Origin of the sequence: Streptomyces sp. NPDC005551 (assembly GCF_042871785.1) — a bacterium.
Lineage (GTDB): Bacteria > Actinomycetota > Actinomycetes > Streptomycetales > Streptomycetaceae > Streptomyces.
In genome coordinates this window covers 31,796-56,940 of the sequence record NZ_JBIAJE010000016.1, presented here as the reverse complement: position 1 = coordinate 56,940, position 25,145 = coordinate 31,796, and the positions used below count along the sequence as shown (strand labels likewise).

Genomic DNA, 25,145 nt, shown 5'->3' with positions numbered 1-25,145 from the left:
GGATTACTTGTTGGCGCCGAGCTCGATCGGCACACCGACGAGGGAGCCGTACTCGGTCCACGAGCCGTCGTAGTTCTTGACGTTCTCGACACCGAGCAGCTCGTGCAGCACGAACCAGGTCAGCGCGGAACGCTCACCGATGCGGCAGTACGCGATGGTGTCCTTGGCGAGGTCGACCTGCTCGGCCGCGTAGAGCTCCTTGAGCTCCTCGTCCGACTTGAAGGTGCCGTCGTCGTTGGCGTTCTTCGACCACGGGATGTTGCGGGCGCTCGGGACGTGGCCCGGGCGCTGCGACTGCTCCTGCGGGAGGTGGGCCGGGGCGAGCAGCTTGCCGGAGAACTCGTCGGGCGACCGCACGTCGACCAGGTTCTGCGAGCCGATCGCGGCGACGACGTCGTCACGGAAGGCGCGGATCGCCGTGTTCTGCGGCTTGGCCGTGTACTGGGTCTTCGGCCGGCTCGGGACCTCGTCGACCAGGTCGCGGGAGTCGAGCTCCCACTTCTTGCGGCCGCCGTCGAGCAGCTTCACGTTCTCGTGGCCGTAGAGCTTGAAGTACCAGTAGGCGTACGAGGCGAACCAGTTGTTGTTGCCGCCGTAGAGGACCACCAGCGTGTCGTTGGCGATGCCCTTCTCCGACAGGAGCTTCTCGAAGCCCTCCTGGTCGACGAAGTCACGGCGGACCGGGTCCTGGAGGTCCTTGGTCCAGTCGATCCGGATCGCGTTGCGGATGTGGTTCTTCTCGTACGCGGACGTGTCCTCGTCGACCTCGACGACGGCCACGTTCGGGTCGTCCAGGTGCTCCTGGACCCAGTCGGCGTCTACCAGGACGTCGCTGCGGCTCATGCTCGTTCTCCTCCGGGGCAGGTGCGGCGGGGCTGTGCGGTGTAGAGGGGTGCGCGGTACGCGGTCACGACAGCGGTGGCATACGCGGCGCACGCGTGGCCCTGACGGGGATGGTCCACGGGCCGGGAACGCGGAAGTACGCGGGCTTCCGCTCAGAAGGTGCGACAGAGCATGGCGGCGACGCGGCACAGGTCTACTGCCCGCCGCTTCGTGAGATCCGCCTGTCGCTTCATGACAGCGATCGTAGGGACGGACGGGCACGGATGTCACCGCCGTGTCGCATTTCGAGACGCGATCGTCCACGATGTGAGAAGTCGGCGCCCGCCGGGGCCGCCGCGGCCCCGTTTCCCGGCGTCCCGTCCGCCGTCGCACCCGCCGGACGGACCGGCCGTCTCGCCCTTCGGACATCTGTCCGACCGCTGCCGGACGTCCCGGCCCCGGGGCCCGTCCGCTTCGCCGCGCTGCGGCCCCGCGGCCCTCAGCCGACCAGCTTGACGTTCGAGCCCTTCACCTTGATGTCGACGCCGTTCTTCGCGGCCTCGACCTTGTCGAGCGCGATGCCGCCGGGGAGTTCGTCGATCTTCTGCTCGAAGTCGGTGATCGTGCGGATCTTGCCCTCGGCGAGCTCGACGCCCAGCTTGGGCAGGCTGTCGGCGTGCACCTTGACGGTGTCGCCCGCCACGCTGGCCGAGCTGAGCACGGAGACCGGCTGGGGCAGCTTGGTGCCGAGGACGGTCGCCTCGACCTTGACCTTGATCTTGCCGTTGCCGCCGTCCGAGAGGCCCACCACCCGGGCGGTGACGCCGGGGGCGACCTGCACGGGCTCGGACTTGGCGGCCTTGAGCAGCTCGTCGTAGGAGATGGTGGCGGTGCCGGTGGCACGGTCCGCCGTCGCGGAGCTGTAGTCGCCGTTGAAGGCGACGCCGTGCATCTCGGCGTTCAGGTCGTCGATGCGGATCGAGTCGGTGGCCGCGGCCGTACCGCCCGTCGAGGCCTGGTAGTTCTTGATGCCGACCTCGACGTCGTCGAGCTCGCCGCCGGCGACCTGGGTGAGGAAGGGGAAGCCCTTGATGGACACGTCGGGGGTGTCAGCCAGGCCCTCACTGCTCTTGATCCGGTCGGCCGCCTCGTCCTCGGCGAAACCGACCGCGACGCGGTCCGCGATCACGAAGAGACCGCCCAGGACGACGACGACGATCAGAAGTATTCGCAGTGCGCGCATGCTCGGTGTTCCCCCACTCGGCGGCCGGCCGACGACCTGGGCGGCCGTCCCCCGTGAGCCTAGCCCCGCGGGACCCGGGACCGGAGGGCCCCACGGGGTTGTCGATCAGCTGTGACGAACATCCGTGCTAGCCGAGCGCCCGGCCCAGCAGGTAGACCGCGGGAGCCGCCGCGGCGAGCGGCAGGGCCACGCCGGCCGTCATGTGGACGAAGCGGGACGGGTAGTCGTAGCTGGCGACCCGGTGGCCGATCAGCGCGCAGACACCCGCGCCGAGCCCCAGGAAGGCGCCCCGGGCACCGAGGTCCGTCAGTCCGCCCACCGCGACGCCCGCACCCGCGGCCGCCAGCAGCGCCACCACCACGGACGCCGCCGTGGGCAGCGGCAGGGCGCGCGCCAGGACCGCCACGGCGACCGCCGCGGCCCCGACGGTCACCGCGTCCGGCTCGGCGGCGAGGTGTCCGGCCGCGACGATCGCCAGCGCCGCCGAGACCACGGTCGCCGTCAGGCCGTACATCCGGGTGTCCGGATCGGCGTGGCTGCGCAGCTGGAGCACCAGGGTGAGCAGCACCCACACCCCGAGGGTGCCGAGGATCGCGGCGGGCGCGTTCTCCCGCCCCACGGTGAGCAGCGCGGTGTCCGCGACCAGCGCCCCGGCGAAGGCCAGCGCGATGCCCTGCCGGGCCGGCCACATGCCGTTCAGCCGGAACCAGCCGGCCGCGGTGACGGCCTGGAGCAGCACCAGCGGGACGACGAGCGCGTACGGCCCGACGGTCGCGGCCCCGGCGAGCAGCAGCCCGAGCAGGGCCGTGAGGGCCGCGGGCTGCATCCCCGGCTCGATGATGGGCGACCGGCCCTCGGCCCGGGCCCGCTGGGCGTCGGTGATCCGTGGGTTGCCGGTGACGGTCGGCGGGCCGTAGCCGGGACCGGCGTCACCGCCGCCGCCGGGCACCGCACCGCCGACGAGCGGCGCCGCCGCGGCGCCGGCCGGTACCGGGTGGCCGGAACGGTGACCGGAACCGGGGGAGGCGACGCCGTAGCCGGAATGGGACGCGGCGGGCGCGGAACCGTAGCCCGCATCGGCGGGCGCGGAACCGTAGCCGGAACCGGCCGGCGCGGAACCGTAGCCGGAACCGGCGGGCACGGAGTCATGACCGGTACCGCCGGGCACGGAGCCGTAGCCCGAATCGCCGTGACCGGCGCCGTGGCCGGGGTCGGCCGGCGTGTTCCACCGGCCCTCGCCGGAGTCCTCGGCACCGGCCCACCGGCCGTCGGGCGCGTAGCCGCCGTTCGCTTGGCCGGCGGAGGAGCCGCCGTGCCACCCGGCGTCGGGCGCGTGGGCGCCGTTACCTTGCCCGGCGGCGGGACCGCCGTGCCACCCGGTATCGGATGCCGAGCCGCCGTTCCACCGGGCGCCGGGGTCGGCGGACCCGTTCCACCCGCCGGCCGGGGCCTCGGGCGGCAGCGGGCCGCCCGCCGTGCCGTACGGGGACGGCTCGGCGTACCCCTGCGGCGGCAGGTACGCCGTGTCCGCTGCGGAGGCCTGCGGCTGTGCCTGGGTCTCCCAGGTCTGCCCCTCCCACTGCTGGGTGTACTGGTGGGACTGCTGCTGCGCCTCGTCGTACCCCTGCTGCCCGGGCCAGCCGGACTGCGGCCGGTCCGGAGTCCGCGGCCGGTCCTGCCGGTACGGGTCGTACCCCTCGTGCGGGGGCTCGTACGGCTCGTGGGGCTGGTTGCTCATGCTCTGGGTCACCCTCCTGCGAACGGCGGGAGCACCTCGACCGTGCCGCCCTCGGCCAGCCGTACCGTCTCATGTCCGCGGGTGCCCACGGGGTCACCGTCGATGAGGAAGGAGCATCGCCGCAGGACCCCGGTGAGTTCGCCGGGGTGCCGCTCGCGCGCCGCGTCGAGCGCCTCGGCGAGCGTCGTCGCCTCGTACGGCTCCTCGGCGACGCCGGCCGCGGCCTTGGCGGCGGCCCAGTACCGCACCGTGCCCTTTGCCATCTGGTCCCTCGATCAGTACTGAAGTCGGTGCCGGCGCCGTCCGTGCGCCGACACCGTCAGGCTAGTGCCCCGGCCGGTGCCGACAACGCTCGTGATCGTCAGACCCGGCCCGCGTGCGCCGCGGCCCAGCGCCCGATGCGGGCCAGCAGTTCGTCCCCGGCCGCGTTCTCGGCGTGGCCCATCCCGTGCTCCAGCCACAGTTCGGCGTGGCCCCGGGCCGCCTCCGCCAGCATCTTCGGGTGGTCGACCGGGAAGTAGCCGTCCCGGTCGCCGTGCACGATCAGCAGCGGGGTCGGCGCGATCAGGGGCACCGACTCGACCGGGGACGGGGGAACCGGGTCCCAGTCGCGGTGGTGGATGCGGGTGCGCAGGCCGTAGCGGCCGACGGCACGGCCCACCGGACGGGTCACCAGCCAGTGCAGGCGCCGCATGGGGGCCGTACCGCGGTAGTACCAGCGGGCCGGGGCGCTCACGGCCACCACGGCATCGACGCGCGCCTCCGTGCGCCCCTCGTGCTCCGGGGCCTTCGGGCCGCCCGCGAGCGCGGCATGGCGCAGCACCACCGAGCCCCCCATGGAGAAGCCGACCGTGGCCACCCGGGTGTGGCCGAGCTCACGTGCCCACGCCACCGCGGCCGCGAGGTCGAGGACCTCCCGGTCGCCGACCGTGGACCGGCCGCCGGAGGCGCCGTGGCCGCGGAAGGAGAAGGTCACGACGGCCGCGTGGCGGGCGAAGGCGTCCGCCGCCCGGCGCAGGTGCGGGCGTTCCAGGTCACCCGTGAAACCGTGCGCGACGACGATCACCGGGCCGTCGGACGTACCCCTTCCGGGGGTGTACGCGGCGTCGACGGTGACCCCGTCGGCGGTGCGCAGGAAGGTCCGCACCGGGGTGCGGGTGCCTGTCTCACCTGGTGGAATTCTGGAAGATCGGGTCACACGACCTGCCGGACCTGCGCTCATGTGGGCTATTCTGCTGGGCAGAGGACTCGGGCAGTGAAGCCCCCGGGTCCTTTTGCGCTTTCCGGAGCGTTGTATACGAAGCCGGTATACGAAGCGGTCCGGAGCCGGCGCAGTGGACCCCGGGGCGCGGGATCCGCACCGCAGTAAGAAGCAGTGCCGCAACTCCCCCACGGCCTCACGGACGTGGGAGGTGCCCCATGCAGGGACCGAGGAGGAACCAGACGTTATGGGCGAGCGAACCGTGCACGAACGCAGGACGACGACCCGGGCAGGTGGGGCGCGATGAGTTCTCTGCTGCTCCTGACCAATGCCCTTCAGCCGTCGACGGAGGTGCTCCCCGCTCTCGGCCTGCTGCTGCACAACGTGCGCGTGGCTCCGGCGGAGGGCCCCGCACTCGTCGACACCCCCGGTGCCGACGTCATCCTCGTCGACGGCCGCCGTGACCTCCCGCAGGTCCGCAGCCTGTGCCAGCTGCTGCGCTCCACCGGGCCCGGCTGTCCGCTCGTCCTCGTCGTGACCGAGGGCGGCCTCGCCGCCGTCACCGCCGACTGGGGCATCGACGACGTGCTGCTCGACACCGCGGGGCCGGCCGAGGTCGAGGCGCGGCTGCGGCTGGCCATGGGCCGCCAGCAGATCGTCAGCGACGACTCCCCCATGGAGATCCGCAACGGCGACCTCTCCGTGGACGAGGCGACGTACAGCGCGAAGCTCAAGGGCCGGGTCCTGGACCTGACTTTCAAGGAGTTCGAACTCCTGAAGTACCTGGCGCAGCACCCCGGCCGCGTCTTCACGCGCGCCCAGCTGCTCCAGGAGGTCTGGGGCTACGACTACTTCGGCGGTACGCGCACGGTCGACGTCCACGTGCGGCGGCTGCGCGCGAAGCTCGGCCCGGAGCACGAGTCGCTGATCGGGACCGTCCGGAACGTCGGTTATCGATTCGTTACGCCGGAGAAGGTGGAGCGGGCCGCGGAGAAGGCGGTCCGGCCAAAGCCGGACGAGGCGGACGAGGCGGCACACCCCGACGCCCCGGACGCCCAGGAGGCGGCGGCGAAGGCGCAGGAAGCCGCCGTACGGCCTGCCCAGAGGTAGGTCCATCCGCGTAGACTCCGCGCGTGGCCAAGGTGACTCGGGATGACGTGGCGCGACTGGCGGGTACCTCCACCGCCGTCGTGAGCTATGTCATCAACAACGGACCCCGGCCGGTCGCACCGGCCACGCGCGAGCGTGTCCTCGCCGCGATCAAGGAGCTGGCGTACCGGCCCGACCGGGTCGCCCAGGCCATGGCCTCGCGCAAGACCGAGCTCATAGGCCTGATCGTGCCGGACGCCCGCCAGCCCTTCTTCGGGGAGATGGCGCACGCGGTCGAACAGGCCGCCGCCGAGCGCGGGAAGATGGTGCTGGTCGGCAACTCGGACTACGTCGCGGAGCGTGAGGTCCACTATCTGCGGGCCTTCCTCGGCATGCGGGTCTCCGGGCTGATCCTCGTGAGCCACGCCCTCAACGACAACGCCGCCGCCGAGATCGAGGCCTGGGACGCCCGCGTGGTCCTGCTGCACGAGCGGCCCGAGGCCATCGACGACGTCGCGGTGGTCACGGACGACACCGGCGGCGCCCAGCTCGCCACCCGCCACCTGCTGGAGCACGGCCACGCGTACGTCGCCTGTCTGGGCGGCACCGCCGAGACGCCCGCCGTGGGAGACCCCGTCTCCGACCACGTCGAGGGCTGGCGGCGGGCGATGCAGGAGGCCGGCATCCCCACCGAGGGCCGCCTCTTCGAGGCCCCCTACAACCGCTACGACGCCTACCAGGTCGGCCTTCGGCTGCTGGCCGGGCCGGACCGCCCGCCGGCCATCTTCTGCTCCACCGACGACCAGGCGATCGGCGTGCTGCGCGCGGCGCGCGAGCTGCGCATCGACGTGCCGGGCGAGCTGGCCGTGGCCGGCTTCGACGACGTCAAGGAGGCGGCGCTGACGGATCCGCCGCTGACGACGATCGCGTCCGACCGGTCCGCGATGGCCCGCGCCGCCGTCGACCTCGTCCTCGACGACGGGCTGCGGGTCGCCGGGTCGCGGCGCGAGCGGCTGAAGCAGTTCCCCTCGCGACTGGTCGTACGACGCTCCTGCGGCTGCGCGTAGCGGGGACCCGCGGGGCCTGCGGCGGCCGGCGCGGATCCCCTGGGCCGCCGCTAGAACAGCAGGTTGTACTGGTTGAAGCCGGTGCCCAGACTCACCCGTGAGCCGAACAGGGCGCTGGACGCCTTGTTGGTGCCCGGGTAGAGCCAGAGCGTGCCGCCCGAGTCGCGCGTGACGACGTCCGCGATGCCGTCGCCCGTCACGTCGCCGTTCCCCACGTACGAGGTGAAGTTCCAGCCGGTACGGGCCTGGATCCGCGCCGACCAGGGCGTCTTCTCCTGCTGCGTGCCCCGGTAGAGGTAGAGGACGCCGGAGCTGTTGCGGACCAGCAGGTCGGCCCGGCCGTCGCCGGACAGGTCGCCGTGGCCGAGGATCCGCACGTTCTTCCAGGCCTTGTCGACGACCTTGACCCGGCCGTAGAACTGGCCGGTGCCCTTGCCCGGGTAGAGGTAGACCGAGCCGTCGGCGTCCACCGCGACGAGGTCGGGGCGGGCGTCGCCGGTCAGGTCGCCGGGCACCGCGTAGGACTTGTAGCCGCCCCACACCGAGCTGATCTGCATCCAGGTGTACTCGCCGGACGCGTGGTCGAGGTAGCTGCGGTAGAGCTTGCCGTCGGCCTTGTCGCGGACGATGAGGTCCTGGAACCAGTCGCGGTCCAGGTCGGCCTGGAGACCCCAGCTGACGCCCTGCCAGTCGGCGCCCACGTACTTCCGCTGGGTCAGCGAGGTGCCCTTGCTGTCCTGTTCGAAGAGCCCGCCGGACGGCGTACGGGCCAGCAGGTCGGCGCGGCCGTCGAAGGACTGGTCGGTGTCGTCGATGCGCGGCTGGGCCGCCCAGGTGTACGAGGACACCTTGGTGAAGACCGGGTAGGCGCCCTTGGCGGTGCAGCCCGCGACGCCCCACGACACGATGCCGACGATCTTGCCGTTGACGATCACCGGGCCGCCGGAGTCGCCGTTGCAGGGACTCTTCGTGCCCTCGTCCGTCCCGCTCGCCGGGGTGCCCGCGCAGAACATCGAGCCCTCGGCGAAGGCGTCCTCACCGAGGACCGACCGCATCGCGGAGTCGCAGGTGGCGTCGTCGACCAGCGGCAGGGCCGCCCGTCGCAGCTTCGTGGACAGCTGGGCACCGTCGGCGCCCGACGTCAGCCCCCAGCCGTAGACCGTGCCGGTCAGACCGGGCGTGTACCAGGGGGTGTCGTTGGCGGCGGCGAGCCGCATCCACGGCTGCTCCAGCGGCCGGTCGAGGGTGAGGACCGCGATGTCGTTCCGGACGGTCGCCTCGTCGTAGCGCGGGTGGCTCCACTGCTGCCAGACGCCCGCGACGGTGCCGCTGGTGTCGTCGTACAGGTCGGTGGTGCCGGCCAGGACGGCGCCGTTCTTCGCCCAGTCGAGGCCCGCGACGCAGTGGGCGGCGGTGAGGACCTTGTTCGGGGCGACGAGGGTGCCGCCGCAGAAGTAGCCGTCGCCGGTGGCGTCGTCGTAGTAGGCGAGCTGCACCATCCAGGGGGCGCTCGCGATGGTGGTCTGGCTGCCGCCGATGACGAACGGGGTCTTCTTCGCGGCGGCCGTCGCAGGGGTCGCCCGGTCCTCGGCGGCCTCGACCACCCGGTGGCGCAGCTCCCGGGCGGAGGCGGCCGGCGCCGGGGCGGCGGAACGGGCGACGTTCGCGTCGGGCAGACCGGACGGGTCGCCGGCCGCGGCGGCGGGCTGGGCGGCGAGGGCGCCGGCGCAGCTCAGCGCCAGCGCGAGGGCGGCCGCGGGCAACGCCGTGACCAGACGTCGGGTACGGCCGCGCAGGGCACGTATCACTCAGGGCTCCTGGGGTGGTGGTGTGTCGTCCCGGGGCCCGTCCGAACCGGTCGGAGCGCGGGCCCCGGGAGGATCCGGGAAGCGTGGCGGAACCCGAGAAGGGCGTACGACGCACCGGCCCGCACTGCGCGCAGCAGTCGGGCGAAACCGCGGAGCCCCCCTCCGGCGCGGTGATCGTAGGCCGCGCGCACCGGCCCGCACACGGGTCGCACAGCCCGCAGACAAGTGTTCGTCCGGCGCCTTCCGTGCCCTCACGTCCGCGCAACCCGGAGTTTGCCGGGCCCGAGCGTCCTTATATCGGGCATACGAGGTTCTGTCGGGCTTCTCAGCGGCCCCTCAGGGAGCTCTCATGATGAGGGGCGACTCTCGTCCCATGACCGAGAGCTTCCGCCGCAGCGGCGAGTACGAGCACCACCGGCAGGGCGACCAGTCCGGGTACGTCCAGGGCGACCAGCAGCCCGCGTATCCCCGGCAGCAGCACGCCTCCTCCCCCGTGAACCCCGAGTGGCCGCCCCCGCCGGCGTACGGGCCGGGCACGCCGGTCCCGGTCGCGCCGGGCACCACGGTGTGGCCGGGCACGGGCGGGAACGGTGCCGGCGGCAGCGCGGGTGACCACGCCGGCCCGGCCGCCGAGCCCTTCCACGGCGGGGCGGGCGCGGCTCCCCGCAAGCGCGCCCGGGGCCCGCTGGGCCTGCTCGCGGCGGTGGCGATCGCGGCGGCGGCCGTGGGCGGCGGCACCGCGTACGCCTTCCAGGAGCTGACCGGTCAGGACACCGTGGCGACCGGCACGAGCACGAACGTGGTGCCCGCCGCGAAGAAGGGGACCGTCGCCGGGGTCGCCTCGGCGGTCAGCCCGAGCATCGTGGAGATCAGCGCCACCTCGAACGCCGGCGAGTCCACCGGCTCGGGCGTGATCATCACGGGCGGCGGCGAGATCATCACCAACAACCACGTCATCTCCGGCGCCTCCTCGATCAAGGTGACGACGCACGACGGCAAGACGTACACCGCGAAGGTCGTCGGCACCGACAGCGGGAAGGACCTCGCGCTGATCGGACTCCAGAACGCGCCGTCCGGCCTGAAGACCGCCACCCTCGGCGACTCCTCCGCCGTCCAGGTCGGCGACGAGGTCGTCGCGATCGGGTCCCCCGAGGGCCTGACCGGCACCGTCACCAGCGGCATCGTCTCCGCGCTCGACCGCGACGTGACCGTCTCCACGGACGAGAGCCAGGGCCGGCAGGAGGGCGGCGGCAGCGGCCAGTGGCCCTTCGAGTACGGCGGCCGGCAGTTCAACGGCGACACCGGCTCGTCCACGACGACGTACAAGGCGCTCCAGACGGACGCCTCGCTGAACCCGGGCAACTCCGGCGGCGCGCTGATCGACATGAACGGCAACATCATCGGCATCAACTCCGCGATGTACTCGGCCGCCTCGGACTCCTCGTCCGGTTCGTCGGGCGCGGGCAGCGTCGGCCTCGGCTTCGCCATCCCGGTCAACACCGTCAAGGCCGACCTGGACACCCTGCGCGCCGGCGGCTCGGACAGCTGAGCCCGCCCCGCCCGGGGACCAGTGACCCAGGAGGTCGACATGATCCAGCAGGTTCCGTTCCGGCAGGTCACCCACACCGTCACGGCCGTCGACCCGGCCGGGCTCCGCCTCGCCCTCGCGGTCGCCGGGGAGCTGCACCCGCCCCTGGCCCGGGCCCCCGAGGTGCCCCCGGCCGCCGCCCGGCCCGCCCGCCGGGCCCGGGGCCGCCGTCGCGCCGCCGTCCGCGGCTGACGCCGGCCGCCGTACCGCGGCCTCGTACGAGGCCGTCACCGCTGAGCGGCCCGCAAACGTGCGAGGCTGAAAGTCCCCGCAACCGTCCCACCGCATCCGAGGAACCGAACGCCGATGAGCCCCGCCGAAGGCGACCGTGAACCCCAGCGCATTCTGATCGTCGACGACGAGCCGGCGGTGCGCGAAGCACTCCAGCGCAGCCTCGCCTTCGAGGGGTACGGCACCGAGGTCGCCGTCGACGGCGCGGACGCGCTGGAGAAGGCGACCGCCTACCAGCCCGACCTGGTCGTCCTGGACATCCAGATGCCCCGGATGGACGGCCTGACGGCGGCCCGCCGGATGCGCGGCGCCGGCACGACCACGCCGATCCTGATGCTCACCGCCCGCGACACCGTCGGCGACCGGGTCACCGGGCTCGACGCGGGCGCCGACGACTACCTGGTCAAGCCCTTCGAACTGGACGAACTCTTCGCCCGCATCCGGGCGTTGCTGCGGCGCAGCTCGTACGCGGCCACCGCGCTCGGCGCCCCCGGGGACGACGCGCTCACGTTCGGCGACCTGCGCATGGACCTGACGACCCGGGAGGTCACCCGGGGCGGGCGGCAGGTCGAGCTGACCCGCACGGAGTTCACGCTCCTGGAGATGTTCCTCGCCCACCCGCGCCAGGTCCTCACCCGCGAGCAGATCCTGAAGGCGGTCTGGGGCTTCGACTTCGAGCCGAGCTCCAACTCCCTGGACGTGTACGTCATGTACCTGCGGCGCAAGACCGAGGCGGGCGGTGAGCCGCGCCTCGTCCACACGGTGCGGGGCGTGGGGTACGTGCTCCGCTCGGGCGGCGCGGAGTGAGCCGAGCCCTGCGCCGTTTCCGGTCCCTGCCGATCCGGTCCCGGCTGGCCCTGCTGGTCGCGGCGGCGGTGGCGTTCGGGGTGGCGGCGGTTTCGGTGACGTGCTGGTTCATCGTGCGGGGGAAACTCGACGAGCAGGTGAACGCCTCGCTCGACAACATCGACAACAATCTGCGCGGCACCGACGTGACGGCCCTGATCGCGAGCTGCACGGACACGTCCTCGGGCAAGCTGCGGACGCCGTACTACACGCAGCTGGTCACGGCGAGCGGCAAGACCTGCGTGTTCCCCGACTCCGCGGGCATCGTGAAGGCCACCGGCGAGGACGAGGCGGTGGCCGCGAACCCCGACCCGGGCGTGCGCACCCTGCACGACAGCACCGACGCGGACGGCCGTGCCGTGCGGGTGGCGACCCTCCCGGTCATGGTCGGCCCAGGACCCGCGTCGCAGCCCTACCCGGGCGTCGCGCTGATGGTCGGTGTCTCGCTCGAGGACACCCAGAAGACCCTCAAGGACCTGGCCCTGGTCCTCCTCCTCGTCTCCGGCATCGGAGCAGTGGGTGCCGGGGCCGCCGGACTGGCCGTCGCCCGCGCCGGCCTGCGTCCCGTCGACAAGCTCACCGAGGCCGTGGAGCACGTCGCGCGGACCGAGGACCTCGGCATCCGCATCCCCGTGGAGGAGGACGGCGAGGACGAGATCGCGCGGCTGTCCCGCTCGTTCAACTCGATGACCGCGTCGCTGGCGAACTCCCGCGAGGTGCAGCGGCAGCTGATCGCGGACGCCGGCCACGAGCTGCGCACACCGCTCACCTCGCTCCGTACGAACATCGAACTGCTCGCCCGCAGCGAGGAGACGGGCCGCGCGATCCCCCCGGCGGACCGCAAGGCGCTGCTCGCCTCCGTCACCGCGCAGATGACCGAACTGGCGGCGCTGATCGGTGATCTGCAGACGCTGTCGCGGACGGACTCGGGTCAGTCGGGGGACCGCGTCCAGGTGATCGCCCTGCGGGACACCGTGGACGCGGCACTGCGCCGCGCCAGGCTGCGCGGACCGGAGCTGACGATCTCGGCGGACCTCCACCCCTGGTTCGTCCGGGCGGAGCCGGCCGCGCTGGAGCGGGCGATCGTGAACGTGCTCGACAACGCGGTGAAGTTCAGCCCCGAGGGCGGCACGATCGAGGTCGTCCTCGACGGGGGTGTCCTCACCGTCCGGGACCACGGCCCCGGCATCCCCGCCGACGAACTCCCGTACGTCTTCGACCGGTTCTGGCGCTCGCCGTCGGCCCGCGCGCTCCCGGGCTCGGGCCTCGGCCTGTCCATCGTGGCCCGCACGGTCCAGCGGTCCGGCGGCGAGGTCTCGCTGACGCCCGCGGAGGGCGGCGGCACCGTCGCGACCGTCCGGCTGCCCGGCGCGCCCACGCCCCCGCCGGACACGGCCTAGCCCCAACTACGCCGAGACGGAACTGCGTTGCCGTCGGATGCGTCTCTTTGGTACGAATGATCGGCCGAATACGTGTCTGATGAACGTGACTGTCAAAGGCTTTACGGGGGCTGGAATGACAGCTTGGGACATCGATCCCGTCGGCGTGCAGGCCACGCTGACGACGACCGGCGAGGCGGGCGGGGACCTGGAGAAGGCCGCCACCTCGCTGGTGACGAACATGGCGAGCGCGGCGTCCTCGGCGGGGACGGCCGTGCCCGGAGGGCAGTTCCACGGGCCGATGATCGGCCCGGTGCCGGCCGGCACACCGCGCGTACCGGTGGGTCCGGTCGCCGCCGCGCTGAGCCAGTACCTGGAGGAGCGGCAGAAGAAGCTGGCGTTCATGGCGCAGCGGACCGCGAACTCGGTGCGCGGCGCGGTGGAGGCGACCAACGCCTACAACAAGGGTGACCTGGACATGGCCGCCGACGCCCAGGCGGCGGCGCTCAAGGAACCGAAGATCGACCTTCCGGGCGCCCCCGCGGGCGGTGCCAAGTGAGCGACCAGACCGCACTGAACCCGGACGAGATACCGAAGTTCACCGGCAGCCTTGAGCAGTTGGAGAAGGACGTCTCCGCGCTGGGCAAGGACGCGACCCACCTGTGGGAGGCCGGATCCCACATCGACACCCGCTTCAAGGGGCTCTCCGCCCACTACGAGGCACCCGAGGCGGAAAAGCTGTTCGCCACCACCGCGCCGGTGGCCAAGGCGGGTGACGAACTGCGCACCGAGGTGGGCACGGTCGCCTCCGCGCTCTCCGCCTACGCGACGGAGATCCGTCCCCTCGTCGCCAAGTTCGAGAGCCTGCGCCACGACGCGGCCGCCTTCGCGAGCAGCATCGCGGACGACGACGACTGGCGCGAGGACGCCGACCTCGTCGACGAGAACAACGCCCGGCGCAACGAGGTCAACGCGGCCTGGGCGGCGTTCCAGGCCGCCGAGCGCACCTGCTACGGCAAGATCGTCGCCCTGATCGGCGGCGCCCCGCTCACCCTGAACGACGGGTCCAACAAGGAGGGCATGTACGGCTACCGGGCCGAGGACCTCAACAACGCGCAGGGCCTGCCCTGGGGCGACCCGGTCGAGGAGTCCACGCCCTGGTACCAGATCCACGAGCACCTGTGGGACTTCACCAAGGGCTTCTTCGTCGACGGCGTGTGGGGCACCATCAAGGGCCTCGGCACGCTCGTCGGCTTCGACGGGTGGGACGCGGCGGGCCAGGCCTGGACCGGTCTGGGCAAGCTGCTCACCGGCCTCGTCATCACGGGCATGCCCGTCGTCGGCACCGCCTACTGGCTGGCTCCCGACGACAAGCTGCCGTCGTGGCTGCGCGACTCCCGCACCGCGGTCGTGGAGACCGGCAAGGCCCTGATCGCCTACGACGAGTGGGGCAAGAATCCCTCGCGCGCGGCGGGCGCCGTCACCTTCAACGTCCTCACCACCGTCTTCACCGGCGGTGCGGGCACCGCCGCGAAGACCGGCGCCATCGCCAAGGCCATCTCCTTCGCGGGCAAGGCCGGCCGCATCGTGGACCCGATGACGTACGTCGCCAAGGGCATCGGCGCCGGTGTGACGCGGCTCGGCGACGTGATGGCCAGCCTCAAGGCCGTCACCAACGGCACGTACATCAAGCTCGCCGACAGCACGTTCAAGATCACCGACCAGCCGCTGAAGACCGACGTCCTGCCCGCGGGCCTGACGCCCGAGAACACGGTCCGCATGGAGACCCCGAAGGGCGAGGTCGTCTACCTCGACACCAAGACGCTGGTCATGCACAACGCGGACGGCACCGTGCGGGAGTCCCTCGCGGACATCGCGCACGAGGGCACGGCCGCCGAGCGCGTCACCTCCGAGCACGCGGCGCCCGGCACGGGCGGGCGCGAACTCGCGGGCGTCGGCGCGCACACCGCGGACACCGCGGGCACCGTGGGCCGCGGCGGCGACCCCGTCGGCGGCACGGGCGGTCCCCGCGGCACCGGCGGTACGGGCGGCACGGGCGGCACGGGCGGTCACCTGCCGGGGAGCCACACCACCGACACGCTGCCGCCCCGCGGGCACGACACCGGCGGCACGGGCGGACCGGGCGGCCTGGACGATCTCGACAACCTCGGCCACGGCGACGACGCCCTGGACGCCGGCCGGAACGCGGACGACGCCTCCGGTCCCACCGGCGGCGACCACACCCCCGGCGAGCCCGGGGGCGGGCGCCCCGCGGAGAGCGGACCGCGCGAGATCATGCGGCGCCACGTCGACCTCGCCAACAACGACCCGGCCTGGTTCAAGGAGCACTACCGGTCCAACGGCTACCGCAGGTTCGCGGACCAGGAGGTCTTCGGCCAGCGGCTGCCCACCCTGGTGCCCGATCCCGCCAATCCCGGCACGTGGATCTCCAAGAGCGACCTGCCGCCCGCGACCCCGGCGAAGTACCTCGACCCCAACCCCACGGTCGGTTCGCGTGTCGACGTCCCGCCCGAGACACTGCGCCGGCTCGACGAGTGGGCGCACACGCGCCAGCAGGCCATCACGGCCGACAACGCCGCAGAGGCGAGCCTGGAGTCGGCCGAGAAGGCGTACAAGGCGCATCCCACACCGGAGCTGGCGGCCGCCCGGGACCTGGCCGAGGCCGCGCACTCGCCGCTGCACGGCGACATGCTGAAGCAGAGCGAGCTGTTCGGCGAGAACGTCGCGGAGACGCACGCGATACCCGAGCACTACCCGAACGCGACCCGCGTGGACGACGGCGCGTTCGGCAACAACCGCTTCGACCAGGTCTACCGGACGTCCGACGGCAGGTACGTCGTCGTCGAGGCCAAGGGCTCGACGAGGGCCGGCCTCGGCGAGCGGACGAGCCACCTGGGCAACCGGGTGCAGCAGGGGACGCGGGAGTACTTCCAGACGATCCTGCACGAGATGGAGAAGCGCGCCCAGGCCTCGAACAACGCGGACGAGATGGCCCTGGCGCAGGATCTCCGCCGGGCACTCAAATCCGGTGACGTGGATTACGTGCTGGTCAAGGCCGACGCCACCAAAGCCGGTAAGTACGCTGGCTACCAGATGAAGCAGTTCGACATGAGCAAGCCCGGGAGCAACTGATGTCCACACGAGTGCCTCGTCACGAGTTTCCCGGTGGGGATCCCACCCGGATCCTCGAAATGAGCGACCAGGGCGCGATCGAACAGATCGAGGACCTCGAAGAGGCGCCCGAGATGTTCGGGCTCACCTTCAGCAGCACCCTGAGCACCGCGGCGCTCCACTGCCTCCACGACCCCACCGCCAACACCTCCGAGACCTGGGAGGCCTGGGTCGCCGCGATGCAGGTCGGCTCCGCCCTGTTCGCGGCGGCCACCGCCGGCACGGACACCGTCGAGTGCGTCATCGCGCACAAGACGCGGACGATCCCGGCCACCGGCCCGAAGCACTTCACCGACGCGGGCAACTGGATCACCGCGTTCTGGCTGGCGATCGTCTGCCGCGACCAGAACCGGATGACACAGCTCTCCGACGTGCCGCTCGACGTGCTGCGCGCGTCCGGCGCGGTCTACGACGACTACATCTACGACTGGGTCGACGCACTCCAGACGTACTGGGCGGAACGGCCCGGGCTCGGCGAGAAGTTCTCCGCGGCCTTCCGCGGGACGGATCCGGACGGCCTCCGGGTCGCCGACCGGGAGCTGATGCTGAAGATCCTCTACCCTCCGCTCAACCTGTTCCTGCAGTTCCTGAAGCGGGACGCCGAGCAGTTCAACGCCGGGCTCGTCCAGGCGCTGCGGCTGCACAAGGAGTACTGGACCAAGGACGAGGACCGCAGGCTGTCCACCGACGGCGCGGTGGCTCTCGGCCCGCTGGCCGTCGCCTGCCTCGCCCTGGACGTCGGCATGCCCGTCGAGGTCGAGTCCGAGTACCTGCCCAAACATCTGCTGACGCGCAGCTGGCTCGGGGAGTTCCCCACCTGAGGTGTCGTCCGGGGCGGGACAGATCGTCGTGCGTCCGGACATCAGCCGGCGCAGCGGCCGGACGACCCGGCGGGCGGCGACCGGGTCGAGGCCGGCGGTCGGTTCGTCGAGGACGAGGACGGGCGCCGCGCGGAGCATGGCGTGGGCGGGTGTCAGGCCGAGCCCGCCGAGGTTGCGGACGGGCGGGTAGAGGTATCCGAGGAAGGCGGCGAAGGCGAGCAGCTCGCCCAGGGACATGCGGCCCCGGCCGATTTCCCAGAATTGCCGCTGAGTGCGCTTTCAGGAGACCTGCGGAACCAATTCGCCGCTCACGCAGACTTCATGAAGGACCCACCTGGAATTTACCGGGGAATTGGACAGGAAATGAGAAAGGGGGCCCGCGATGCGCGGGCCCCCGAGCCCGCGCATCGCGGGCCCCTCGGTCCTACTTCACTACCGTGATCCGCGGACCCCTCGGTCCTACTTCACGACCGTGATCCGGTCCGCCGTCGGCACCGGGTAGGGCGCCGCGGCCGAGGAGTTGGCGGTCAGGTACGCCTCGAGCGCCGCCAGGTCGTCGCCGCCGACCCGCACGTTGCCGCCCTTGCCGAGCTCGGTGAAGCCGTCGCCGCCGCCCGCGAGGAAGGAGTTCATCGCGACGCGGTAGGTGGCGGCCGGGTCGACCGGGGCGCCGTTGAGCTTGACCGAGTCGGCCACCACGCGCGCGGCACCGGACTTGGTCAGGTCCAGGGTGTAGGTCAGGCCCCCGGAGACCTGGAGGATCTTCGGGGCGCTCTCGTTCGCCCCGCTGACCTGCTGCTGGAGACCGGTGATCAGCTGGGCGCCGGTGAGGTCGACCAGGTTGACGGTGTTGGCGAACGGCTGGACCGTGTACGCCTCTCCGTACGTCACCACTCCGTCGCCCTCGCCCGCGCTCGACGCGTAGGTGAGCCCCGCCCGGATGCCGCCCGGGTTCATCAGCGCGACGTCGGCCTCGGGGTCGACGGACTTGGCGTAGGCGAGCTGGGCGTCCGCGATGAGGTCGCCGAGCGGGGACTCCGTGCCGGAGTTGGGGATCTCGCCGGCGATGTAGCCGATCGGGCGGGAGGCGACCGGGGCGGCCAGGGTCTTCCACTTGGTGATCAGGCCGGTCAGGTCGGCTGCCTTGGCCACGTCACGGGTGACCACGTGGTTCGCGGACTTCACCGCCGTACGCGCGATGTCGCCCGTCCAGCGGTCGTACGTCAGCGTGGTGTCCGTGTAGAGGCGGCCGAAGGACGCGGCCGAGGTTACCATGCGCGGGTTGCCCGCCGGGTCGGGGATCGTGCAGGCGTAGGCCTGGTGGGTGTGGCCGGTGACCAGCGCGTCCACGGCCGGGGTGACGTTCTTCGCGATGTCGGCGATCGGCCCGGAGATGCCGTCGCCGGCGCCGGGGCTGTCGCAGTCGTAGTTGTACGCCGTCGAGGCGGGCACACCGCCCTCGTGGATCAGCGCGACGATCGACTTCACGCCCTGCTTCCTGAGCACGTTGGCGTACTTGTTGATCGTCTCGACCTCGTCGCCGAACTTCAGGCCCTTGACGCCTTCGGCGGACACGATGTTCGGGGTGCCCTCCAGGGTCACGCCGATGAAGCCGACCTTGACGCCGTTCTTCTTCCAGACCCAGTAGGGCTTGAGGAGCGGCTTGCCGGTCTTCTCCTTGGTGACGTTCGCCGCCAGGTAGGGGAAGTCGGCGCCCTCGAACTCCTGGCTGTCGTCGTAGCAGCCGTCCTTCGGGTGGCAGCCGCCGTTCTGGAGGCGGGCCAGTTCCGCGGCGCCCTCGTCGAACTCGTGGTTGCCGACGCTCGTCACGTCGAGGTCGAGCTTGTTCAGCGCGTCGATCGTGGGCTCGTCGTGGAAGAGACCGGAGATCAGCGGGGAGGCGCCGACCATGTCGCCCGCGGCGGCCGTGATCGAGTACGTGTTGCCCTTGCGGGCGTCCCGCAGGTGGGTGGCGAGGTACTCGACACCGCCCGCGTCGATGGTCCTGGTGGTGCCGTCCGCGTTCAGGTGCGTGACCCGGCCGGAGGAGCCGGTCGGCGGCTCCAGGTTGCCGTGCAGGTCGTTGAAGGACAGCAGCTGCACGTCCTGGTAACGGCCGCTGCCGTGGTGGTGGCGGGCGGTCGCGGTGTCCTGGCCGGCGCTCGCGGGCAGCGCGGCGGCCAGCGCACCGACGGTGGCGAGGCCTGCGGCGGCGGCGAGCATGCGGCGAGTACTTCTGTGCCGGGGCGTCGGCAGCATGGGTTCCCCCTGTGGGAGCGTGGTACGGCTGTGGCTTGGCCGCAGCCTAGGATCAACGCGCGTAGCGCAACAGGGGGGTTCGGGTTACGGACTGGTTGCCATCGCTTCCCGGCTGCCCGGCCGTCCCCCGCGCGGCGGGCCTCCCGGGCCGGTGCGCGGCCCCGGCGGCGCCGCGAACCGATCAGCCGCGCCCGGCTCCTTGTCCGGATGTCCTCGCGCCGTACCCTCGTATCCATGACCAGCGACGACACCGCACCCGCAGCCTTCTCCCGCTCCATCGAGACCTGCGCGGAGCTCTCCCCCGACCAGGCCCGGGCCGTGCTCGGCCTGCTCGCCGAGGCCGCGCAGGCCGACGGTCAGCAGGCGGTGTCCGAGCAGGGGCGGCTGCGGCTGAGCGGCGGCGAGCGCGAGGGCGTGAGGCATCTGCTGCTGACGGTGGGCGACACGCTCGTCGGATACGCGCAGTTGGAGGACACCGACCCCGTGGAGGCACCGGCGGCGGAACTGGTCGTGCACCCGTCGCACCGCGGGCGCGGGCACGGACGCGCGCTGGGTACGGCGCTGCTGGCCGCCTCCGGCAAGCGGCTGCGGGTGTGGGCGCACGGCGCGCACTCGGCCGCCCGGCACCTCGCGCAGGTGCTCGGACTGTCCCTCTTCCGTGAACTGCGCCAGATGCGGCGGCCGTTGACCGGCCTCGAGCTGCCCGAGCCGGTGCTGCCCGACGGGGTCACCGTCCGCACCTTCGTGCCGGGCCGGGACGACACGGCCTGGCTCGCGGCGAACGCCGAGGCCTTCGCGCACCACCCCGAGCAGGGCTCCCTCACCCAGCGGGACCTGGACGACCGGACGGCGCAGCCGTGGTTCGACCCGGCGGGGTTCTTCCTCGCCTTCCGCGACGGTGAACTCGTGGGCTTCCACTGGACGAAGGCGCACGCCGAGGAGCGCCTTGGCGAGGTGTACGTCGTCGGGGTGCGCCCCGGCGCGCAGGGCGGCGGCCTCGGCAGGGCCCTGACGACGATCGGACTCCGCCACCTGGCCGCGCAGGGCCTGCCGACCGCCATGCTGTACGTCGACGCGGACAACAAGGCGGCGGTGACCGTGTACGAGCGGCTCGGCTTCACGACCTACGAGACGGACCTGATGTACCGCACGGAGTCCTGACACCCGCCCGGTGAAGGGTTCGCCCCCACCGGGCCGGTCAGGATTACCCGGCCGGGGCGGCCGGCCGGAGGCCCGGCCCGGACCGCCTGCGGCGGGGTTCCCGCACACAGGTCACCCAGGCGACGGCCCCGGCGGCGAGGAGCAGCGCCCACTGGTGGTGGGCCGCGCTCCAGCGGTCGTCGGTCACGGAGACGAACGGGCTCCACCGGTGCGGCACCAGCAGCGGCGCGGCGATCGCCGTCACCAGGACCGCGACGGCCGCCGCCGTACCGGGCGCGGCCTCGTCCGAGAGGCGTACGCCCGCCGCGGCCGCGGCCAGCGCGAGGACGGCGACGGCCGCCGCCTCCAGGCTGACGGCGCCCACCGGCGGGCGCCCCGCCTCCGGCACGAGGGCGAGGGCCGCCGCCCACCAGGCCGCGGCGAGCGGCGCGACGAGCACGACGCGCAGGCCGGTGCGCAGCGGGCGCCGCGCCGGGACGGCCGCCGTGGTGTGCCGGGCCGGGTCGTCGAGGAGGAACACCAGCCCGAGGGCGCAGGCGAGCATCGCGGCCCGCAGCAGCGTCAGGGACAGCCGCTCGTCGGGCGGCCCGGAGAGCATCCGGGGCACTCCCGCGAGCAGCAGCCCCACTCCCCCGCCCGCCGCCAGTGACCGCCACGGCAGGGTCCGCGACACGGGCCGGACCAGCGCCCGGATCATGCCCGGCACGCGTCGGTTCCCTCGGGCACCGGCACGTCCAGCAGCTCCGCCGCCCGTGCCGTGGTGGTCTTCGGGGAGACCAGCTCCGCCCAGTGCGCCTTCACCTTGGCGGTGACGCCGTAGCGCGGCTTCTCGAGCAGCTCGCGGATCACGTCGGCCTGCTGGGCGGTCATGCCGAGCGGGTTCGTCGGGGTGAGCGCGATGCCCGAGCCGCTGGTGCGGTCGTCGAGGCGGACGCGCCGGAACGCGGCCATCGGGTCGGACTCGGCGCCCAGCGCGAGCCACATGACCGTCACCACGCGGGCGTCGCAGGCCTCGCTCATGGCGTTCTCGTCGCCCGCCACCAGGACCGAGGCGACGGCGACGGCGAACTCGGGTACCCGGGTGCCGCCCCAGCGCGTGCCGACGGTGACCCGGCCGGGCGTGCGGGACGGCTCCAGCGTGGTGTCGGCGTCCAGGCCGTACCGGGCGTCGAGGCGCTGCCGTACGGTCAGCCGGGTGCCCGCCGCGCCGCCGCCCGTGAGGGAGCGCACGCGCTTCACGACCTCGGCCCACTCGGCCGTCCTCCCGGTCCACTCGGGGTAGGCGCAGTACGCGTCCCGGCCGTGGGTGCGGCAGGACTGCACCTTCTCCGGGCTGACGGACGCCTTCTCCCGGGCCGCGATCAGCCCGGCGGGCTCGCCGGACGACTGTCCGGCCACCCCGGCGCCGGTGGCGGCGAGTGCGGCGACCGTCACCGCGGCGACCAGCCGGGTGCGGCCGCCGGCGGCGAGGACCGCCGCGCAGGCCAGGGCCGCGGCGAGGCCCGCCAGGTACAGGGCGTGCCAGGCGGCCGGGCGGCCCAGCAGGTCGGACGGGAGCGGTTCGGTGCCGGAGTCGGTGACGACCGGCCACAGCCAGCGCAGCCAGCGGGCGTCGCTCAGAGCGGCGGACAGGAGGGTGGCGAGGACCAGTCCGCCGACCACGAACAGCGGGGCCGCGAACACGGAGGGGACCAGGCGGGCGAGCAGCACGCCGAGGACGCCCGCCAGCAGGACCGTCAGCGGGCCCACGGCCAGCTCGGCGGGCGAGCCGTGACCGACCGCGCCGGGCTTCAGCGCCGTGCAGGTGAAGTCGAGGGCGACCACGAGCGCGGTGACCACGGCGACGGGGACGACGGACAGCGCGTGGGCCGCCGTACGCCGCCACGGCTCCATCAGCAGCACGGCGAAGGACTGATCGGTGCCGCGCCGGCGGGAGCGCAGGACGGCCCGGTTGGCGCAGACGAGGACGGCGACGGCGAGGAGCACGGGCCGGTCCTGTGTGGCCCGGTCGGCGTCCTGGAGGGCCGGGAAGTCGTCCATGGGCTCGCGGCCGGACCACAACTGCCAGCAGGTGTAGGCGAGGTACAGGACGAGCATGGCGAACACCGGGATCTGGAGGAACATTTCGCGTGCCTCGAACCGGGCCAGCGCGAGCACCGCGGCGGCGCGGGGGCGCCGGTCGTCCCGGGTGGTGGGCGCGGTCCCCGCGGGGGCCGTCTCCGTGACCGTGGCGCTCATGCCGCGACCTCCGCCGGCTCGCCGTCGAGCGTGAGCAAGTAGCCGTCCTCCAGCGTCGGTTCGAGCAGGTCCGCGCCGGGCGGCGGGTCGCCGACGTTGCGGAAGGCGCCGGTGCCCGTACGCCAGCCGGCCTTCGCGTGCGGGGCGCGTTCCGCGCTGCTCCACACCCGGCCCGCCGCGCGTGCGGCCAGTTCGGCGGGGGTGCCCTCGAAGAGGATCCGGCCACGGGCCATGACGATCACCCGGTGGCAGAGCATCGCCACGTCCTCGGTCTGGTGGGTGGACAGCAGGACCGTCCGCCCCTCCCCCGCCCCGGCGATCAGCTCCCGGAAGCGCATGCGCTGTTCGGGGTCGAGGCCGACGGTCGGCTCGTCCAGGACGAGGAAACCGGGGTCGCCGACGAGCGCGGCGGCCAGGGCGACCCGCTGCCGCATCCCGCCGGAGAGCTTCTTGATGCGCCGGGCGCGGACGTCGGACAGGTCGACGGCGTCGAGCACCCGCCGCACCTCGGCGTGCCGGGCGGCGCGGTCCGTCAGCTCCTTCAGGATCGCCACGTAGTCGACGAACTCGAAGGCGGTGAAGTCGGGGTGGAAGCCGGGGGTCTGCGGCAGATAGCCGAGCGCACGGCGCGCGTCCTGCCGGCCGGCCGTCGTGCGTGGGTCGTGGCCGAGCACCGTGAAGGAGCCGCGGTCGGCGGGCAGGGCGGTGGCGAGCACCCGCAACAGGGTTGTCTTGCCGGCGCCGTTGGGCCCGAGGAGCCCGGTGACGCCGTCCCCGAGCCGCAGCGACACGTCGTCGAGGGCGGGGGTGCTGCCGTAGCGCACGGTCAGCCCGGCGGCCGACACGGTGGGGGCGGCCCCCGGGAAGGCGGAGGTCATGCGGCGCTCCTGTGGGTCGGGGTGGAGACGGTGGACGAGTCGAAACGGTCGCGGACGGCGTACAGAAGTCCGGCGGCGAGCAGGGCGACGCCCGCGGCGACGCCCTGGCCGGCCGCGGTGAACGGTGCGAGGACGCCCTCGGTCCTGCGGTCGGCCACCAGCAGCAGCCCCACCCACGCCCCGCCGGTCAGGACGGGCGCGGCGACCGGCCCGAGCCGGGGGGTCAGCGAGAGGGCGAGCGCGGTGAGGGCGAGCGCGGGCAGCAGCCAGGCGACCGCGCGCAGTCCGTAGGAGGGCAGCGCGAGCGTGGCCAGGCCGTTGAGCGCGGTCCCGGTGGCCAGCACGGCGACGGTGCGGATCATCAGCAGCCGGAATCCGTGGGTCGGGGCGACGACGGTCATCTCGTACGTCGGGTCGAGGGCGGGCCCGTACGACAGCGCGACCCCGGCGAGCGGGAGCAGCGGCGCGAGGGCGAGGAACAGGGTGGGCGACTGGGCGGTGCGCAGCGCGGTCGCCGCCGCGAGGGTCGTCATCAGGACGGCGACGACGGCGACGAGCCAGGCGCGCCGCAGCACGGGGGTGGCGGCGAGCAGCCGTGCCGTGTGGTCGGCGACGCCGGCCCGCACCAGCAGGGATTCCAGGAGTCCGGGCCGCGGGGCGTCGAGTTCGGCGTCCAGGCGGGCCCATCCCGCGTCCAGCGCGGCCGGTCCGACGGCCTCGCCGAGGGCCTCCCGGCATCGGGGGCAGGCGGCGAGGTGGGCGTCGGCGGACCACAGCCGGGGCGCCGTCAGCTCACCTCGGGCGTAGGCCCGCAGGTCCTCCTGCGGCACGTGCCAGGTGGTGTCGTGTCCGCTCATGCCAGCGCCTCCCTCAGCTGCTTGCGGGCGCGTGAGGCCCGTGTCTTGACCGTGCCGGGCGGGATGCCGAGCAGGACGGCCGCCTCCCGGGTGGTGAGTCCGTCGACGACGGTGGCCTGGAGGACCGCCCGCAGTTCGGGCGAGAGCCGGGTCAGCGCGCCGGCCAGGTCGCCGTGCTCGACGCCCGCCAGCACCCGCTCCTCGGCGGAGGCCTCGTCCCGGTGCCGCAGCCGCGCCAGTGCCTGCCGCAGCCGCCCGCGCGCCCCGTCGCCGCGCAGGGTGTCGATCAGCCGGCGTGAGCCGATACGCCACAGCCAGCCTGCCGGGTCCCCCTCCTCGCGGTAGCGGGCGGTGCCGCGCCACACGGCGAGGAACGTCTCCTGCACGACGTCGTCGACCACCGCGGCGTCGGCGCAGCGGCCGCGCAGCCGCGCGGTCAGCCACGGCGCGAACCGCCGGTACAGCTCCTCGAAGGCGCGGCGGTCCGCGTCCGCCGCGATGGCCCGCAGCAGCTCCCCGTCGCTTCTCGTATCCCTCACGCCCCATCATCGGACGAGCCCCCCGGATCGGTTCACGACGGATACGAGGAGTTCTCCGGGGCCGGCCCGGGCACCTCGGAACGCCGTCCGCCGTCCGGTCCCCGCACGCCGGGAGGCCGTCCACCGTCCGGCCCGCGCACGCCGGGACGCCGTCCACCGTCCGGCCCGCGCACGCCGGGAGGCCGTCC

General features: G+C 73.2%; 23 protein-coding genes. 10 read left to right on the top strand and 13 right to left on the bottom strand.

From position 1 onward, the window contains the following. Positions 1-3: 3 nt before the first annotated feature. From ACFYP4_RS32920 to ACFYP4_RS32895, 6 genes are all read right to left on the bottom strand, one after another. Positions 4-843 carry a sulfurtransferase gene (locus tag ACFYP4_RS32920; protein ID WP_358854174.1) on the bottom strand — a complete coding sequence of 280 codons (840 nt, stop codon included), beginning with the start codon at positions 841-843 and terminating at the stop codon, positions 4-6. A 152-nt stretch (positions 844-995) separates the two neighbouring features. After that, on the bottom strand, positions 996-1,076 hold the full coding sequence (locus ACFYP4_RS32915; protein WP_350310325.1) for a putative leader peptide: 81 nt from the start codon (positions 1,074-1,076) through the stop codon (positions 996-998). 245 nt (positions 1,077-1,321) lie between these two features. Further along, a complete protein-coding gene (locus ACFYP4_RS32910; RefSeq protein ID WP_358854175.1) occupies positions 1,322-2,065 on the bottom strand; it encodes a DUF2993 domain-containing protein in 744 nt (247 codons plus the stop codon). Positions 2,066-2,192: 127 nt separating this feature from the next. Then, positions 2,193-3,803, bottom strand: coding sequence for a hypothetical protein (locus ACFYP4_RS32905; protein ID WP_388790479.1), 1,611 nt, complete (start codon positions 3,801-3,803; stop codon positions 2,193-2,195). 8 nt (positions 3,804-3,811) lie between these two features. Further along, positions 3,812-4,066, bottom strand: a complete 255-nt coding sequence (locus ACFYP4_RS32900; protein WP_358854177.1) for a MoaD/ThiS family protein — start codon at positions 4,064-4,066, stop codon at positions 3,812-3,814. 98 nt (positions 4,067-4,164) lie between these two features. Continuing rightward, on the bottom strand, positions 4,165-5,025 hold the full coding sequence (locus ACFYP4_RS32895; RefSeq protein ID WP_388790476.1) for an alpha/beta hydrolase: 861 nt from the start codon (positions 5,023-5,025) through the stop codon (positions 4,165-4,167). Positions 5,026-5,307: 282 nt separating this feature from the next. Here ACFYP4_RS32895 and ACFYP4_RS32890 point away from each other — a divergent pair, with 282 nt between their 5' ends. Continuing rightward, positions 5,308-6,114, top strand: a complete 807-nt coding sequence (locus ACFYP4_RS32890; protein WP_358854179.1) for a response regulator transcription factor — start codon at positions 5,308-5,310, stop codon at positions 6,112-6,114. Between the two features lie 23 nt (positions 6,115-6,137). Continuing rightward, a complete protein-coding gene (locus ACFYP4_RS32885; protein WP_358854180.1) occupies positions 6,138-7,160 on the top strand; it encodes a LacI family DNA-binding transcriptional regulator in 1,023 nt (340 codons plus the stop codon). 50 nt (positions 7,161-7,210) lie between these two features. On the opposite strand, the gene ACFYP4_RS32880 is transcribed toward ACFYP4_RS32885, so the two are convergent. Continuing rightward, positions 7,211-8,968, bottom strand: coding sequence for a trypsin-like serine protease (locus ACFYP4_RS32880; RefSeq protein WP_388790471.1), 1,758 nt, complete (start codon positions 8,966-8,968; stop codon positions 7,211-7,213). A gap of 373 nt (positions 8,969-9,341) precedes the next feature. On the opposite strand from ACFYP4_RS32880, the gene ACFYP4_RS32875 reads away from it, so the two are divergent. The 7 genes from ACFYP4_RS32875 to ACFYP4_RS32845 all read left to right on the top strand — a co-directional run bounded on the left by ACFYP4_RS32875 (position 9,342) and on the right by ACFYP4_RS32845 (position 17,025). Continuing rightward, entirely contained in the window at positions 9,342-10,517 is a 1,176-nt protein-coding gene (locus ACFYP4_RS32875) for a trypsin-like peptidase domain-containing protein (protein WP_358854182.1), read from the top strand. Positions 10,518-10,556: 39 nt separating this feature from the next. Beyond that, positions 10,557-10,748: a hypothetical protein gene (locus tag ACFYP4_RS32870; RefSeq protein WP_388790468.1), complete on the top strand. Its 192-nt coding sequence runs from the start codon at positions 10,557-10,559 to the stop codon at positions 10,746-10,748. A gap of 114 nt (positions 10,749-10,862) precedes the next feature. Beyond that, on the top strand, positions 10,863-11,594 hold the full coding sequence (locus ACFYP4_RS32865) for a response regulator transcription factor (protein WP_358854184.1): 732 nt from the start codon (positions 10,863-10,865) through the stop codon (positions 11,592-11,594). Continuing rightward, positions 11,591-13,033, top strand: a complete 1,443-nt coding sequence (locus ACFYP4_RS32860; RefSeq protein WP_358854185.1) for a HAMP domain-containing sensor histidine kinase — start codon at positions 11,591-11,593, stop codon at positions 13,031-13,033. The genes ACFYP4_RS32865 and ACFYP4_RS32860 overlap by 4 nt, the downstream gene beginning before the upstream one ends. Before the next feature lie 115 nt (positions 13,034-13,148). Then, positions 13,149-13,571 carry a DUF6507 family protein gene (locus ACFYP4_RS32855; protein ID WP_358854186.1) on the top strand — a complete coding sequence of 141 codons (423 nt, stop codon included), beginning with the start codon at positions 13,149-13,151 and terminating at the stop codon, positions 13,569-13,571. Then, positions 13,568-16,165, top strand: coding sequence for a hypothetical protein (locus ACFYP4_RS32850; protein WP_388790463.1), 2,598 nt, complete (start codon positions 13,568-13,570; stop codon positions 16,163-16,165). The genes ACFYP4_RS32855 and ACFYP4_RS32850 overlap by 4 nt, the downstream gene beginning before the upstream one ends. A gap of 59 nt (positions 16,166-16,224) precedes the next feature. Continuing rightward, positions 16,225-17,025, top strand: a complete 801-nt coding sequence (locus ACFYP4_RS32845; RefSeq protein WP_388790460.1) for an immunity 49 family protein — start codon at positions 16,225-16,227, stop codon at positions 17,023-17,025. 459 nt (positions 17,026-17,484) lie between these two features. Here ACFYP4_RS32845 and ACFYP4_RS32840 read toward each other — a convergent pair whose 3' ends face one another. Next, positions 17,485-19,284: a bifunctional metallophosphatase/5'-nucleotidase gene (locus ACFYP4_RS32840; RefSeq protein ID WP_388790456.1), complete on the bottom strand. Its 1,800-nt coding sequence runs from the start codon at positions 19,282-19,284 to the stop codon at positions 17,485-17,487. Positions 19,285-19,518: 234 nt separating this feature from the next. Here ACFYP4_RS32840 and mshD point away from each other — a divergent pair, with 234 nt between their 5' ends. Next, on the top strand, positions 19,519-20,445 hold the full coding sequence (mshD, locus tag ACFYP4_RS32835) for a mycothiol synthase (protein WP_388790453.1): 927 nt from the start codon (positions 19,519-19,521) through the stop codon (positions 20,443-20,445). A gap of 43 nt (positions 20,446-20,488) precedes the next feature. Here the strand turns inward: mshD and ACFYP4_RS32830 are convergent, their stop codons facing one another. From ACFYP4_RS32830 to ACFYP4_RS32810, 5 genes are read right to left on the bottom strand one after another with little or no spacing between them, the layout of a single operon-like run. Then, positions 20,489-21,142 (bottom strand): ABC transporter, encoded by a 654-nt coding sequence (locus tag ACFYP4_RS32830; RefSeq protein ID WP_358854575.1) that lies wholly within the window; start codon positions 21,140-21,142, stop codon positions 20,489-20,491. After that, positions 21,139-22,683, bottom strand: coding sequence for an ABC transporter permease (locus tag ACFYP4_RS32825; protein WP_388790450.1), 1,545 nt, complete (start codon positions 22,681-22,683; stop codon positions 21,139-21,141). The genes ACFYP4_RS32830 and ACFYP4_RS32825 overlap by 4 nt, the downstream gene beginning before the upstream one ends. Beyond that, on the bottom strand, positions 22,680-23,561 hold the full coding sequence (locus ACFYP4_RS32820; protein WP_388790447.1) for an ABC transporter ATP-binding protein: 882 nt from the start codon (positions 23,559-23,561) through the stop codon (positions 22,680-22,682). Before ACFYP4_RS32820 ends, ACFYP4_RS32825 begins: the two co-directional genes overlap by 4 nt. Further along, positions 23,558-24,418, bottom strand: coding sequence for a zf-HC2 domain-containing protein (locus ACFYP4_RS32815; protein ID WP_388790444.1), 861 nt, complete (start codon positions 24,416-24,418; stop codon positions 23,558-23,560). Before ACFYP4_RS32815 ends, ACFYP4_RS32820 begins: the two co-directional genes overlap by 4 nt. After that, positions 24,415-24,957 carry an RNA polymerase sigma factor gene (locus ACFYP4_RS32810; protein ID WP_388790441.1) on the bottom strand — a complete coding sequence of 181 codons (543 nt, stop codon included), beginning with the start codon at positions 24,955-24,957 and terminating at the stop codon, positions 24,415-24,417. Before ACFYP4_RS32810 ends, ACFYP4_RS32815 begins: the two co-directional genes overlap by 4 nt. Positions 24,958-25,145: the final 188 nt, after the last annotated feature.

Excerpts from the sequence above, each read along its gene's own strand:
- ACFYP4_RS32920 (WP_358854174.1), bottom strand. The coding sequence starts at position 843 with ATGAGCCGCAGCGACGTCCTGGTAGACGCCGACTGGGTCCAGGAGCAC.
- ACFYP4_RS32915 (WP_350310325.1), bottom strand. The coding sequence starts at position 1,076 with ATGAAGCGACAGGCGGATCTCACGAAGCGGCGGGCAGTAGACCTGTGC.
- ACFYP4_RS32910 (WP_358854175.1), bottom strand. The coding sequence starts at position 2,065 with ATGCGCGCACTGCGAATACTTCTGATCGTCGTCGTCGTCCTGGGCGGT.
- ACFYP4_RS32905 (WP_388790479.1), bottom strand. The coding sequence starts at position 3,803 with ATGAGCAACCAGCCCCACGAGCCGTACGAGCCCCCGCACGAGGGGTAC.
- ACFYP4_RS32900 (WP_358854177.1), bottom strand. The coding sequence starts at position 4,066 with ATGGCAAAGGGCACGGTGCGGTACTGGGCCGCCGCCAAGGCCGCGGCC.
- ACFYP4_RS32895 (WP_388790476.1), bottom strand. The coding sequence starts at position 5,025 with ATGAGCGCAGGTCCGGCAGGTCGTGTGACCCGATCTTCCAGAATTCCA.
- ACFYP4_RS32890 (WP_358854179.1), top strand. The coding sequence starts at position 5,308 with ATGAGTTCTCTGCTGCTCCTGACCAATGCCCTTCAGCCGTCGACGGAG.
- ACFYP4_RS32875 (WP_358854182.1), top strand. The coding sequence starts at position 9,342 with ATGACCGAGAGCTTCCGCCGCAGCGGCGAGTACGAGCACCACCGGCAG.
- ACFYP4_RS32870 (WP_388790468.1), top strand. The coding sequence starts at position 10,557 with ATGATCCAGCAGGTTCCGTTCCGGCAGGTCACCCACACCGTCACGGCC.
- ACFYP4_RS32865 (WP_358854184.1), top strand. The coding sequence starts at position 10,863 with ATGAGCCCCGCCGAAGGCGACCGTGAACCCCAGCGCATTCTGATCGTC.
- ACFYP4_RS32855 (WP_358854186.1), top strand. The coding sequence starts at position 13,149 with ATGACAGCTTGGGACATCGATCCCGTCGGCGTGCAGGCCACGCTGACG.
- ACFYP4_RS32845 (WP_388790460.1), top strand. The coding sequence starts at position 16,225 with ATGAGCGACCAGGGCGCGATCGAACAGATCGAGGACCTCGAAGAGGCG.
- ACFYP4_RS32840 (WP_388790456.1), bottom strand. The coding sequence starts at position 19,284 with ATGCTGCCGACGCCCCGGCACAGAAGTACTCGCCGCATGCTCGCCGCC.
- mshD (WP_388790453.1), top strand. The coding sequence starts at position 19,519 with ATGACCAGCGACGACACCGCACCCGCAGCCTTCTCCCGCTCCATCGAG.
- ACFYP4_RS32830 (WP_358854575.1), bottom strand. The coding sequence starts at position 21,142 with ATGATCCGGGCGCTGGTCCGGCCCGTGTCGCGGACCCTGCCGTGGCGG.
- ACFYP4_RS32825 (WP_388790450.1), bottom strand. The coding sequence starts at position 22,683 with ATGAGCGCCACGGTCACGGAGACGGCCCCCGCGGGGACCGCGCCCACC.
- ACFYP4_RS32820 (WP_388790447.1), bottom strand. The coding sequence starts at position 23,561 with ATGACCTCCGCCTTCCCGGGGGCCGCCCCCACCGTGTCGGCCGCCGGG.
- ACFYP4_RS32815 (WP_388790444.1), bottom strand. The coding sequence starts at position 24,418 with ATGAGCGGACACGACACCACCTGGCACGTGCCGCAGGAGGACCTGCGG.